Consider the following 13,099-nt stretch of genomic DNA (forward strand, 5'->3'; position numbering starts at 1 on the left):
CCAGGTCAGCGCCCGGATGGCCAGGGACTCGCGCCGTCCGTCAGCATTCCGTAAACACCTGTGCGGATAGGGTGGGGCCATGGCATCCCGTACGCCGTCGGTGGCGCCCCGGTCGGAGGATCAGCAAAGCGGTGCGGAGCGTGCGCCGCGGCGCCGGTTGAGCGTGGACGAGCGGCGCGAGCAGCTGATCGCCGTCGCCCTGGAGCTGTTCTCCAACCACGCCCCCGAGGACGTCTCGATCGACGACATCGCGGCGGCGGCGGGCGCCTCCCGGCCACTGGTCTACCACTACTTCCCGGGCAAGCAGGCGCTCTACGAGGAGTCGCTGCGGCGCGCGGGCGAGGAGCTGTCCGGACGGTTCGAGGAGCCCGCCGAGGGCCCGCTCTCGGAGCGCCTGCTCCGGGTGATGGGCCGCTACCTGGACTTCGTGCAGAGCCACGCAGCCGGTTTCACCGCACTGCTGCGCGGCGGCTCGGTGGTGGCCGGACCGAACGCCGGCGCGGTGATCGACCAGGTCCGGCTGGCCGCGGCCGAGCAGATCCTGCACCACCTGGACCTCCCCGAACCGAGCCCCGCCCTGCGCCGCACCGTCCGGGCCTGGATCGCCAACGCCGAGATCAGCTCGCTGGACTGGCTGGCCGACCGCAGCGTCCCGGCCGAGGAGCTCCAGCTGCAACTGGTTCAGGAGCTGGTCGCCGCCCTGGCGGTGACCGCCTCCCGCGAGCCGGCCCTGGCCGCCCAACTGACCGGCTTCTTCGCCGCCGAGAACCCCGACGGCCCCTCAGCCCTCCTCCTGCGCGACCTCATGGGCCTCCTCCACACCCCCGGCCTCGGCGACTCCCTCCTCCGCCTCGCCACCCCCTGACCGAACGCCCACCCGGACCCGGCTGCGGACCGAACACCTCCCCAGGTGCCGCACTGTCCCGCCATCACCGCGCCCCACCTGCGGCCCCGCACCTCCCACCGCCCCCACCACCCCGCCCTCAGGTGCCGTTCTGTCCCCCCGTCACCCCTCCTCGGGTCCCCCACCCAGTCCCGGGTGCCCCTCCACCCACCCCCACCTGCGGCCCCGCACCTCCCACCGCCCCCACCACCCCGCCCTCAGGTGCCGTTCTGTCCCCCCGTTCTGATAGAAAGTGGGCGGACTGTCCACACCGAGAGCGAGGGGGCTCGGCGTCATGACTCAGGACGGCTTCGCGGCCGCAGAGCGGATCGCAGCCACACTGGACGCGGTGGCCGCCGCACTCGTCGGCGCGCCGGCGACGTACTATCCGGCCGCCACCCTGCGGGGCTTCCGCCGCGGCGCCACCCACCCGTCCGCCGACGCGCTGTTCGGTCTGCGGCTGAGCCCGAACGGGCCCGGCCTGCTGACCATCCACGGCCTCGGCACCGTGGTGGAGGCGACCAGCCTGCGCCGCCAGGAGCCGTCCGCCGGCGCCGAGGCGCTGTCGGTGCTGCAGGCGAAGCTGGGCAGCGGCCCGGTCCGCCAAGTGGCCGACGCACCGTCAGCGGCCGCGTTCCAGCTGCCGGTGACGCCGGAGGCGGCGGACGAGAAGCTGCGTCCGGCCTTCGTCCCGCCGCTGGCGGCGCTCGCGTCGGCGCGGGGGACCGCGGCTCCGGAGGAGCTGTCGACCGGGTCCGGCGTGGAGGCACGGCTGATCGTGCCGTCGGTGTTCCACTCGCTCGCGGTCCGGCTGTCGGGTCCGGCTCTAGCCTCGCACCTGACCGAGGTGGCGAGCGAGCTGTTCGCCGGCGGCAGGCCGCCGGTGCGCCGGGAGTGGGCGCTGGTGGCGGCCGCCCTGGCGGACGAGATCGCGGCCGCGGACGTGGTGTACGCGGGTGTCTCGGCGCTGGATGTCGACGGCCGCCGTTCGCGTGCGTCGCTGGTGGTGTCGCTGTCCCGTCGGGCGCTGCCGATCCAGGAGTTGTCGGTCGCGCTGTCGGCCGAGCGCCCGCGCGCCGAGGTGTGGACGGTGCTGCTGCCGGCCGGTCCGGCCGCGCTGCTGGTGGAGGCGCGCACGGCGCCGGTCCCTGCTGCGCTGACGGCGGACGGCCAGCGCGGTTGGGTGGTCAGCTCGGTGGTGGAGGCGTTCATCCCGCTGCCGGACGGCGCGACCGTGCTCACCGTCCAGTTGAGCACCCCTCAGGCGGAGGACTGGGAGCTGTACGCGACCGCCTTCGCCCAGCTGCTGGAGACGGTCCAGGTCGGTTGGGACGGCGTCGCGGCCACCCCGCCCCCGATCGCCGCCCCCGTCCCGGTGCCGGCGGTCGAGGTCCAGCTCCCGGCTGCCACGCCGCCGCCGATGCCGCCGGCCCCGCCGGTGATGCCGCCCGCTCCTGCCCCGGCCCCGGTGGCGGCGCCGTTCGCCGACCGGTCCGAGGCCGGTGTCCCGGCGACCCACCTCGCGTCGGCGCCCGTCCCGGCGCAGGCCGCGCCGCCGGCGGCCGAGGAGGCCCCGCGGCCGAAGGGCACCCCGGTCCGGATCCCGCCGGCCGACTTCGACCCCTTCGCCCCGCCCGCCCCCGCCGCCAACGCCCCGGCCACCGCGCCCGAGGAGACCCCTCGCAGCAAGGGCACCCCGGTGGCCGTACCGCCGGCCGACTTCGACCCGTTCGCCCCGCCCGCTCCCGCTGCCGCTACCGTGGCCGAGGAGGCCCCGCGGCCGAAGGGCACCCCGGTCCGGATCCCGCCGGCCGACTTCGACCCCTTCGCCCCGCCCGCCCCCGCCGCCAACGCCCCGGCCACCGCGCCCGAGGAGACCCCTCGCAGCAAGGGCACCCCGGTGGCCGTACCGCCGGCCGACTTCGACCCGTTCGCCGCGGCCGCTCCGCGCAGCACCGCGCCCGCCGCCGCCCCGGCTGCGCCGCCGGTCGCAGCACCGGTCGCAGCGCCGGCCAAGCCGGCTTCCGCCGATCCGTTCGGAACCACGCTCTCCAGCGAGCCGGCCGACCCGTTCGGCACGGTCACCCAGCCGAAGGCGGCTCCGGCCGCGCCGGTGGTGCCGCCGAAGCCGACCATGCCGCCGACGGTGGCGCCGCCCGCGGCGCCGAGCGGCGGGGAGCCGCCGAAGTCCAAGGGCACCCCGGTCCGGGTCCCGCCGCCGGACTTCGACCCGTTCGCCCCGCCGGCGCCCGCCGCGACCGGGTCGGCGGAGCCGGCGGAGGACGCGCCGAAGCCCAAGGGCACGCCGGTCCGCATCCCGCCGCCGGACTTCGACCCGTTCGGCAACCTGGCGCCCAGCTCGGCCGCCGCTCCGGCGGCCCCCGCGGCGCCGGAGCCGCCGGCGAACAGCCCCTTCGGCTGAGCCGACGCGCTCGACGACGAACGCGCTTCCTGACGGTGGGTCGGTGGTCCTTCGGGACCGCCGGCCCGCCGTCGGCGTTTCCCCTCGTGGGAGGCGTCCGCTCGACACCGCTGCCGGACGGGCTGTCAGGTCCGTGATCCGCGAGTTGGTCCAGACCTATTGCCAGTCCGGGGGACGCTCTTTACCCTCCAAGCAACGGACCTCCGCGGCAACCCGACGGCCCGAGGCCTCTGCTCCGCGCCGCCCCCAATCGGCCCGGGGTGCGCACCGCCTTGCACCTGGCACCTCCCCCACCGGCAGTGGAGCCGCACCGCGAGGCGCGCGCTCCCGGACAGGAGCCCATCCATGCGCAGACGTCGGTACCGCCTCTCCCTGCTCGCCGTCGGAAGCCTGTTCGTCCCGTTGCTCGCCGTCGCGCTGCCCGCGGGCAGCGCGCACGCGGCCGAGCCCACCGCAAGCTTCGCCAAGGACCAGGACTGGGGCACCGGTTACGGCGGCAGCTACACCATCACCAACTCCTCCACCAGCGCGCTGAACAACTGGACGCTGGAGTTCGACCTGCCCGCGAACAACAGCGTGGCGTCGCTCTGGAACGCCACCTACACGACGGCGTCCTCGCACGTCACGGTGAAGCCGCCGAGCTGGCAGACCTCCATCGCGGCCGGCGCCTCGTACAGCGTCGGCTTCAACATCGCCTACTCGGGCGCGTACGCCCCGCTCAAGAACTGCAAGCTGAACGGCAAGCCCTGCGACGGCTCGGGCTCGACCACCGACACCACCGCGCCGTCCGTGCCGACCGGTCTGCGGGCAGCGCTGAGCGGGACCAACGGTGCGGCACTGAGCTGGACGGCCTCCACCGACAACGTCGGCGTGACCGGCTACGACGTGTACGACGGCAGTGCCAAGGTGGCCACCGCCACCGGAGCCTCGATCACCGTGACCGGTCTGTCGGTCGGCAGTCACACCTTCACCGTGGTCGCCTTCGACGCGGCGGGCAACCGCTCGGCCGCCTCCGCGTCCGCCTCGGTGACGGTGCCGAACCCGCCGACGGACAACCAGCCACCGACCGCCCCCGGTACGCCGACGGTCACCGCCACCACCTCCTCCACGGTGGCGCTCAGCTGGGCCGCCGCCACCGACAACGTCGGGGTGACGGCGTACGACGTCTACAACGGCGCCACCATCGCGAGGACGGTGACCGGCACCTCCGCGACCGTCGACTCGCTGGCCGCGGACACCTCCTACACCTTCACCGTGAAGGCCAGGGACGCGGCGGGCAACACCTCCCCCGCCTCCGGCGCGGTCACCGCGCGGACCAAGCCGGGCTCCACCGACCCGGGCGGCTCCACCACCATCGGCTACTTCACCCAGTGGTCGATCTACGCCCGCGGCTACAGCGTGAAGCAGCTGGACACCTCGGGCAGCGCGGCGAAGCTGACGTACCTCAACTACGCCTTCGCCAACATCCACCCGACCACCAAGCAGTGCTTCATCACCAACCACGCGGCGGGCAACGACTCCGACCCCAACGCGGGTGACGGGGCCGGCGACGCCTGGGCCGACTTCGGCAAGGGCTGGGACGCGGGCACCTCGGTGGCCGGCACCACGGACACCTGGGACCAGCCGCTGGCGGGCAACTTCAACCAGCTGAAGCAGCTCAAGGCCAAGTACCCCAACCTGAAGATCCAGATCTCGATCGGCGGTTGGTCGTACAGCAAGTGGTTCTCCGACGCGGCCTCGACCGACGCCTCCCGCAAGGCGCTGGTGAGCTCCTGCATCGACATGTACATCAAGGGCAACCTGCCGGTGATCGACGGCCGCGGCGGCGCCGGCTCGGCGGCCGGCATCTTCGACGGCATCGACCTGGACTGGGAGTGGCCCAACTCCGACGGGCACCTGGGCAACATCTACAAGCCCGCCGACAAGGCGAACTACACCCTGCTGGCGCAGGAGTTCCGCCGTCAGCTGGACGCGCTGGGCGCCACCACCGGCAAGCACTACACGCTGAGCGCCTTCCTGCCGGCCGACCCGGCGAAGATCTCCGCGGGCATCGACGTCCCGGGCCTGTTCGGGGCGTTCGACTTCGCCACCATCCAGGGCTACGACTACCACGGCGCCTGGGAGACCTCGACCAACCAGCAGTCGGCGATCAAGCTGGCGGCGGGCGACCCGAGCCCGGCCAACCGGCAGTTCAGCTCGGAGATCGCCATCAGCGCCTATGTGGCGGGCGGTGCGCCGAAGTCCAAGCTGACCCTGGGCGTGCCGTTCTACGGCCGCGGCTGGACGGGCGTGCCGGCGGGCAGCACGCACGGCCTGTTCCAGACCGGCACCGGACCGGCACCGGGCACCTACGAGAACGGGTACGAGGACTACCACAAGCTCAAGGACATGGCCGCGTCCGGCGGTTACACCATCTACCGGGACCCGGTGGCCGGCTACGCGTACATCTACAACGGCTCGGTGTTCTACACCTACGACGACCCGACCGAGATCGCCCGGAAGGCGGCCTGGATCAAGTCCCAGGGGCTGGCGGGCGCGATGGTCTGGTCGTTCGACGGCGACACCGCCAACGGCGAGTTGATGACCGCGCTGGCCAACGGGCTGAAGTAGCGCGGGCGAAGGGAACGGCGGGTTCAGCGGGCGCGGCGGGCCAGGTGCACCACATCGGGCACGCCGCGCTCCACCGCCACCTCCAGGGTGTCCACCTCCGCGAACCCGGCCGTCCGCAGCGCCTGTTCGAAGGCGGCGGACGGCCGGGCGCTCCACACCGCCAGCACCCCGCCCGGCTCCAGCCGCCGCAGGCAGGCGGCCAGCCCGTCGGGGCCGTACAGGCCGGCATTGCCCTCGGTGACGGTCCAGTCCGGACCGTTGTCGATGTCCAGGCACAGCGCGTCGTACCGCGGGCCGTCGCCGGTCAGGTGAGCGACCAGGTCGGCCCGGACCACCTCGACCCGGGGGTCCGCCAGCGCGCCGGCCGAGAACGCGGCCAGTGGGCCGGTGCGGTGCCAGTCGACGATCGCGCTCTCCCGCTCCACCACGGCGATCCGGCCCCAGCGCGGCTCGGCCGCGGCGTACGCCAGCGAGAAGCCGACGCCGAGGCCGCCGATCAGCACCGAGCGCCCGTCGCCGGTCAGCCGGTCCAGGGCCGCCTGCACCAGCAGCCGCTCGGAGCGGCCGTCCGCGGTGTCCATCAGGAAGCAGCCGTTGGCGATGATCTCGTAGTGCGCGCCCCGGCGCCGCAGCACCACCTCGCCGTACGGGCCCTCGCGGCGGTCGACGGTGACCGGCGCCTCCAGGTCCTCGCGGGAGGGGGTGGCGGTGGTCGGGCCGGCGGTCATCGGGCGTCCCCCTGGGGCAGCGGATCGGGGCTGGCGGTCGGGCAGTCGATCACGAACGATTCGACTCTAGCCCTCCCCCGCCGACCGCCCGGGGTTTTTCCGCGACGTCACCCGGTCGGGCCATCGCGGCCGTCTCCCCGTCCGGCCGTCACCCGGTGAGCAGCACCCCCGCGTACGAGACGCCGGCGACGACCACCCAGGAGGCCAGGCCGAGCGCGGCGGTGCGGGCTCCGGTCCGGGCCAGCGTGGGCAGGTGGACGGCGCTGCCGAGACCGACCAGCGCGGCGGCGAGCAGCAGTTCCTGCGCGTCCTGGGTGAGCCCGAGCAGCCCGTCGGGCAGCGGCAGGGCGGAGCGCAGGGCGACCGCGACCAGGAAGCCGGCCACGAACAGCGGGACGACGGGGAGCCGTCGGCCACCGCCGCCCTGCCCGGAACGGGCGCCCCGGGCGCTGCGCCGGCGGGCCAGCGCCACCCCGGCGACCAGCGGCGCCAGCAGCACCACCCGCATCAGCTTGACCAGCACGGCCTCGCGCAGCGCCGCCGGTCCGCCGGTCTGGGCGGTGGCGACCACCTGGCCGACGTCGTGGACGCTGGCGCCCACCCAGCGGCCGAAGTCGGCGGTGTCCAGGCCGAGCGGGTGGTGCAGCAGCGGGAGGACGGCGATGGCGAGGGTGCCGCAGAGGGTGACCAAGGCGACCGAGGCGGCCGCGTCCTCCTCCTCGCTGCCGGCCGCCTCGCCGACCGCACCGATCGCGGAGGCGCCGCAGATCGCGTAGCCGGCGGCGATCAGCAGCGGCTGGTCACCGGGCAGCCGCAGCCGGCGGCCGAGCCAGAGGGTGCCGCCGAAGGTGGCGGCGACCACGGTGAGCACCACGGCGACGGTGGACCAGCCGAGGCCGAGCACGTCGTCCAGGCTGAGCTTGAAGCCGAGCAGCACGATGCCGATCCGCATCAGCCGCTTGGCGGCGAGCGAGAGCCCGGGGCGGGCGGCGCCGCGGATCAGCGGGCGCAGGCCCGGCAGGTGCGCGGCGGCGATGCCGAGCGCCACGGCGGCGGTGAGCCGCGGGACGGCCGGGACGGCGGCGTGGACGGCCCAGGCGAGCGCGACGCCGAGGGCGGCGAGTGCCAGGCCGGGACCGTTGCGGCGGAGCGGGGCGGGGACCTTGCGGCGCAGTTCGGCGGGGGCGAGCGGCCGGGCGGTGGTGCGCAGGGTGAGGGCCACCGGGGGTCAGTCCTCCTCGGCGGGCAGCCGGTAGGTGCGCCGGATGCTGGTGCCGAGCCGGGACACGTCCGCGCCGTAGACGTGCAGCGAGATGGTGGTGCCGGTGCCGGAGTTGACCACCCGGTGGATGTCGCCGGGCGGGGCGAAGCCGCACACCTCGCCCTGGTGGCTGACCACGTCGGCGGTGGCGATCAGACGGGCGGCGCGGCCGTCCGAGATCAGCCGGTAGCGGCGCTCGCACTCCTCGCCGAGGTGGACGCCGGTGGCGCCCCAGGAGAGGTGGTCGTGGATGCTGGTGCGCTGGCCGGGCAGCCAGACCAGGGCGGCGACCGAGAAGCTGCCGTCCTCCTCGCCGTGCAGCAGGTGCAGCCGGTAACAGTCCGGGTCGCCCTCGCACTGCTCGGGGGTGAGCAGGTCGGGCGCGCCGAGGTGGGGGGCGAGCCGCTCCGCGACCAGGTACGCCGTCAGGTCGGGCGGCAGTCCGCGGCCGACGACCTCGCGGATCTCGCCGACCAGGCGGTGCATGCGCTCGGTGCGCGTCGCGACGGTGGTGGCAGTCATACCGGCAGCGTCGCCGCGATCGACCCATCACGTCCAACGACGGTTCTTTCGCCACCTCCCAACGAATGCTTATGGGTCGTGGACGCACGACGGTTGGGCCCCACGACACCGGGTGTTGCGGCGGGCGCGCGCTCCGGCTCAGCAGCCGACCCGGGAGGCGGCCGCGCGCTTGAGCTCCTCGACCACCAGCGCGGTGGCCGGCACCCGCAGGTGCTCGCGCAGCACGTACGCGGAGACCCGGCGGAACTGGTGCGGCTCGACCAGCCGGCCGGTGACCTTGGCGTGGCACATGAAGGCGAGCACCAGCGCGGGCATCAGCGCGATGCCGACCCCGGCCGCGACCAGGCTCTGCACGGCGAGGTTGTCGTCGGTGGTGAACACCACGTCGGGGTCGAAGCCGGCGTCGGCGCATATGGTGAGCAGGTTGGCGCGGCAGCGCGGGCAGCCGGCGATCCAGCGCTCCTCGGCGAGGTCGGCCAGCCGGACGGCGTGCCGCCGGGCGAGCGGATGGCCGACCGGCAGCAGGATGGTGAGCTGGTCCTCCATCAGCGGGATCTCGACCAGTTCCTCCGGCACCTCGCCCGGTGCGCCGGGGTAGCTGAAGGCCAGCGCGATGTCGCATTCGCCGCGCAGCAGGCGCTGCAGCGACTCCGGCGGCTCGGCCTCCATCAGCTCGACCCGGACGCCGGGATGGTCGGCGAGCAGCCCGGCCATCGCGGGCGGGATCAGCGTGGCGTTGGCACTGGGGAAGGCACAGACCCGGACCCGGCCGGCCCGCAGCCGGGCCAGCGCACCGAGCTGCTGCTGGGCGGCGGAGAGGCTGCCGAGGATCTGCTCGGCGTGCCGGGCCAGCGCCTCGCCGGCCTCGGTGAGCCGCAGCCCGCGTCCGGCCCGGGCGAACAGCGGCACCCCGGCGTCGCGCTCCAGCGCCTTCATCTGCTGGGTGATCGCCGGCTGGGTGTAGCCGAGGGCGCGGGCGGCCGCCGAGTAGGAACCGGTGGAGACCACCTCGTGGAAGGTCCTGATGTGCCGTGAGTCGAACACCCATGAATCATAAGCAGAAGTTGGGATACCCGACGATCCCCCGGACTTTCGCTTGGGTCACTCCGGTCCCGGCCGCCGCTCCTGTGCCTCCGGTGGCAGTCCCATCCCGATGCCGGGCCGGGCCATCGGGGCGCCGCCGCGCACCTTGGGACTGCGCCGGCCGCGCCGCTCCACCCAGCGGGCCGTCCAGGAGAGCAGCAGACACATCCCGATGTAGACCGGCGCGATCACCATCACCACCGGGATGAACGGCAGGTCGTAGTCGAGGTTGGTGGCGATCAGCTTCCCGGCGTGCAGGAACTCCTCGTAGGTGATCAGGAACCCGAGCGAGGTGTCCTTCAGCGCGACCACCAGTTGGCTGATGATGCTCGGCAGCATCGCCCGGTTGGCCTGCGGCACCAGCACGTACGCCATCACCTGGGTCTTGCGCAGCCCGAGCGCGTACGCCGCCTCGCGCTGGCCCCTGGGCACGGCGAGCACGCCGGCGCGGAACACCTCGGCCAGCACCGAGCCGTTGTAGAGGGTCAGTCCGGCGACCAGGGCCCAGAGCGGCTCCACCTTGAGCGCCACGAAGATGAAGAAGATCATCACCAGCAGGGGCATCGCCCGGAAGAACTCCACCACCACGGTGGAGCACCAGCGCACCGCGCGGTGGTCGGACAGCCGGCCGGCCGCGAACAGCGCGCCGAACGGCAGCGCCAGCAGCACCGTCCAGCCGAACGCCTTGAGCGTGTTGCCGAGCCCGCGCAGCAGCAGTTCCTGGACGCCCCGGTACGTGAACGGCGACCACTTGGCCGCGGTGAACTGCTGGGTGTGGAACAGCATGTACACCACCCAGCCGACCAGGGCGGCGACCGCCAACAGCGCCAGCAGCCCGTACAGGCGGTGCCGGGCCAGCGCCCGGGGGCCGGGGACGTCGTACAGCGCGGAGGTCTCGGCCGTCATCGGGACACCGCCACCCGGCGCTCCAGCCCGTTGAACAGGGCGCTGATCGCCAGGGTGATGACCAGGTACCCGACCGCGATCCAGACGAAGGTCCACACGATGCCGTAGCCCAGCTCGTTGATGGTGCGGTAGCTGCCGAGCAGCTCGGCGACGCTGAACGAGCCGGCGATCGCGGTGTTCTTCGCCAGCGCGATCATCACACTGCCGAGCGGCGCCACCACCGACCGGTACGCCTGCGGCAGCACCACCAGGCCGAGCGTCTGGCCGAAGCTCAGGCCCAGGCTGCGGGCCGCCTCGCCCTGCCCGGCGGGCACCGTGTTCACGCCGGAGCGCAGCACCTCGCAGACGAAGGCGGAGGTGTAGCAGCCCAGTGCCAGCACCGCGAAGGTGAAGAACGGCAGCGTGATGCCGAACCGCGGCAGGCCCAGCACCACGATGAAGAACAGCAGCGTCAGCGGGGTGTTGCGCAGCAGCGTCACCCAGGCCGTGCCGAACACCCGCAGCGGCCGCACCGGGGACACCCGGCAGCTCGCCACCAGCACCCCGAGCACCAGCGCCAGCGCCGCGCTCACCAGGGTCAGCCACAGCGTCGCGAGGAAGCCGTGCCAGTAGGTGGACCAGTTGTCGATCAGGACCTTCATCGTGGGCGCTCTCTCAGTACCGGTCGATCGGCGGCGGTTCGGGTGCGGGCTCCCCGGAAAGGCCGAGGGTCGCGTCGTACGCCTTCTTCCAGTCGCCGTTCTGCTCGTGGCGCAGCAGCGCGTCGTCCAGGGCCAGGCGCAGCGCGGTGTCGTTCCTGGGGGTGCCGATCCCGTACGGCTCCTGGGAGAACAGCGGGCCGACCACCTTCAGCTCGTCCGGCACCTTCGCCGCGTAGCCCAGCAGGATGGAGTTGTCCGTGGTCACCGCGTCGACCTGGTTGGTGATCAGGTTGTCCACGCAGGCCGAGTAGGTGTCGTACGTGATCAGCCTGGCCTTGGGGTACTGCTTCTGGATCCGCTGCGCCGGGGTGGAACCGGCCGCCGAGCAGACCTTCTTCCCGGCCAGGTCGTCCGGGCCGTGGATGGTCCGGTTGGTCTTCTGCACCAGCAGGCTCTGCCCGGCGGTGTAGTACGGCCCGGCGAAGCCGACCAGCTTCTTGCGGTTGTCGTTGATGGTGTAGGTGCCGACGTAGTAGTCGACCTGGCCGTTCTGCAGGGCGGTCTCCCGGTTGGCGGAGGCGATGGTGCGGAACTCGATCCGGTCCGGGGCGAAGCCGAGGTCGGCGGCGACCATCTTGGCGATCTCAATGTCGAAGCCGGAGTACTCGCCGGTGGCCGGGTTCTTCTGGCCCAGGTAGGGCTGGTCCTCCTTGGCTCCGACCACCAGGTGCCCGCGGGCCCGGGCGGCGTCCAGGGTGGGCGATCCGGCGACCGCGCCGGCGGACGCCACCTGGTAGCTGGGCAGGGCGGAGGGCTGCGGGCCCTTGGGCGGCGGGGTGCCCTCCTTGCCGCAGCCGGCGGCCAGCAGCAGGACGGCGGCGACGAGCAGCTCGCGGACGGGGACGCGAACGGGGACGCGAACGAGGGTGCGGACCGGGATGCGCTGCACCGGCCGGCCTCAGTGCTCGAGGATCTTGGAGAGGAAGTCCCGGGCCCGCGCGCTGCTCGGCCGGGTGAAGAAGTCCTCCGGCGCCCGGTCCTCGACGATCCGGCCGTCCGCCATGAACACCACCCGGTTCGCCGACGCCCGGGCGAAGCCCATCTCGTGGGTGACGACCACCATCGTCATGCCCTCGCGGGCCAGCCCGCGCATCACGTCCAGCACCTCGTTGATCATCTCCGGGTCGAGGGCGGAGGTGGGCTCGTCGAACAGCAGCGCCTTCGGGTCCATCGCCAGCGCCCGGGCGATCGCCACCCGCTGCTGCTGGCCGCCGGAGAGCTGCGCCGGGTACTTGTCGGCCTGATCGGCCAGCCCCACCCGGTCCAGCAGGTCCAGCGCCCGGCGCTCCGCCTCCTCCTTCGGGCGTTTGCGCACCCGCAGCGGGGCCAGCGTCACGTTCTGCAGCACCGTCCGGTGCGCGAACAGGTTGAAGGACTGGAACACCATGCCCACGTCGGCGCGCAGTCGGGCCAGCCCCTTGCCCTCGGCCGGGAGCGGGCGGCCGTCGATGGTGATCACCCCGTCGTCCACCGGCTCCAGCCGGTTGATCGCCCGGCAGAGCGTCGACTTGCCCGAACCGGACGGGCCGATCACCACCACCACCTCGCCGCGCCCCACCGTGAGATCGATGTCCTGCAGCACGTGCAGCGGGCCGAAGTGCTTGTTGACCCCACGCAGTTCGATCAGCGGCGGGAACGCTGCGGTCACCTGTCGCGCCGCCCCTTGACCAGCCAGCCGAGCGCGAAGCCGGCCAGCAGGGTGGCGGCCAGCGCGATCCACAGGGGTGCGGTCACCGTGAACACCCAGAACTGGATCTGCACCCGGTCGAGGTTGGCGAACAGGAACCACAGGGCGAGCACCACGATCACCACGATCGCGATCACCCGGGTCGGGATGCCGTAGATCTCGCCGGGCTGCTTCTGACCCGGAATACCGCCGCTTGTCTTGGTCACACCGGCAGTCTGCGCCCGGCCCCACCCGCGGGCCCGCCCGCGCCGCCCGGGACTGGGCCGAGCGGCGCAGGCGCAATCACTCCTTCGGGT

The 13,099-nt window shown here is 73.5% G+C and carries 12 protein-coding genes; 3 read left to right on the plus strand and 9 right to left on the minus strand.

The window, feature by feature from the left end; translation table 11 throughout:
* Window positions 1-79 precede the first annotated feature (79 nt).
* The 3 genes from FHR36_RS27405 (at window position 80) to FHR36_RS27415 (ending at window position 5,915) form a co-directional block, all read left to right on the plus strand.
* The gene (locus tag FHR36_RS27405) at window positions 80-865 is read left to right on the plus strand and encodes a TetR/AcrR family transcriptional regulator (protein ID WP_253801327.1); all 786 of its coding nucleotides are present in this window, start codon (window positions 80-82) and stop codon (window positions 863-865) included.
* A gap of 313 nt (window positions 866-1,178) precedes the next feature.
* On the plus strand, window positions 1,179-3,305 hold the full coding sequence (locus FHR36_RS27410; RefSeq protein WP_253801328.1) for a hypothetical protein: 2,127 nt from the start codon (window positions 1,179-1,181) through the stop codon (window positions 3,303-3,305).
* 345 nt (window positions 3,306-3,650) lie between these two features.
* Window positions 3,651-5,915 carry a glycoside hydrolase family 18 chitinase gene (locus FHR36_RS27415; protein WP_253801329.1) on the plus strand — a complete coding sequence of 755 codons (2,265 nt, stop codon included), beginning with the start codon at window positions 3,651-3,653 and terminating at the stop codon, window positions 5,913-5,915.
* Window positions 5,916-5,938: 23 nt separating this feature from the next.
* Here FHR36_RS27415 and FHR36_RS27420 read toward each other — a convergent pair whose 3' ends face one another.
* The 9 genes from FHR36_RS27420 to FHR36_RS27460 all read right to left on the minus strand — a co-directional run bounded on the left by FHR36_RS27420 (window position 5,939) and on the right by FHR36_RS27460 (window position 13,009).
* Window positions 5,939-6,643, minus strand: coding sequence for a spermidine synthase family protein (locus FHR36_RS27420; protein WP_253801330.1), 705 nt, complete (start codon window positions 6,641-6,643; stop codon window positions 5,939-5,941).
* 148 nt (window positions 6,644-6,791) lie between these two features.
* Window positions 6,792-7,865, minus strand: a complete 1,074-nt coding sequence (locus tag FHR36_RS27425) for a YeiH family protein (RefSeq protein ID WP_407660863.1) — start codon at window positions 7,863-7,865, stop codon at window positions 6,792-6,794.
* 6 nt (window positions 7,866-7,871) lie between these two features.
* On the minus strand, window positions 7,872-8,426 hold the full coding sequence (locus FHR36_RS27430) for a cysteine dioxygenase family protein (protein WP_253801331.1): 555 nt from the start codon (window positions 8,424-8,426) through the stop codon (window positions 7,872-7,874).
* 138 nt (window positions 8,427-8,564) lie between these two features.
* Complete coding sequence (locus FHR36_RS27435; protein WP_253801333.1) at window positions 8,565-9,470, minus strand: LysR family transcriptional regulator; 906 nt, start codon at window positions 9,468-9,470, stop codon at window positions 8,565-8,567.
* A 57-nt stretch (window positions 9,471-9,527) separates the two neighbouring features.
* Complete coding sequence (locus tag FHR36_RS27440) at window positions 9,528-10,415, minus strand: amino acid ABC transporter permease (RefSeq protein WP_253801335.1); 888 nt, start codon at window positions 10,413-10,415, stop codon at window positions 9,528-9,530.
* Window positions 10,412-11,056, minus strand: a complete 645-nt coding sequence (locus FHR36_RS27445) for an amino acid ABC transporter permease (protein WP_253801337.1) — start codon at window positions 11,054-11,056, stop codon at window positions 10,412-10,414. Before FHR36_RS27445 ends, FHR36_RS27440 begins: the two co-directional genes overlap by 4 nt.
* A gap of 13 nt (window positions 11,057-11,069) precedes the next feature.
* On the minus strand, window positions 11,070-11,945 hold the full coding sequence (locus tag FHR36_RS27450) for a glutamate ABC transporter substrate-binding protein (protein ID WP_253801943.1): 876 nt from the start codon (window positions 11,943-11,945) through the stop codon (window positions 11,070-11,072).
* Between the two features lie 69 nt (window positions 11,946-12,014).
* Window positions 12,015-12,743, minus strand: a complete 729-nt coding sequence (locus FHR36_RS27455) for an amino acid ABC transporter ATP-binding protein (protein ID WP_253801969.1) — start codon at window positions 12,741-12,743, stop codon at window positions 12,015-12,017.
* A 17-nt stretch (window positions 12,744-12,760) separates the two neighbouring features.
* Complete coding sequence (locus FHR36_RS27460; protein ID WP_253801339.1) at window positions 12,761-13,009, minus strand: LapA family protein; 249 nt, start codon at window positions 13,007-13,009, stop codon at window positions 12,761-12,763.
* Between the last annotated feature and the right edge of the window lie 90 nt (window positions 13,010-13,099).

It is taken from the genome of Kitasatospora cinereorecta (genome assembly GCF_024172095.1).
In the GTDB taxonomy this organism is placed as follows: Bacteria; Actinomycetota; Actinomycetes; order Streptomycetales; family Streptomycetaceae; genus Kitasatospora; species Kitasatospora cinereorecta.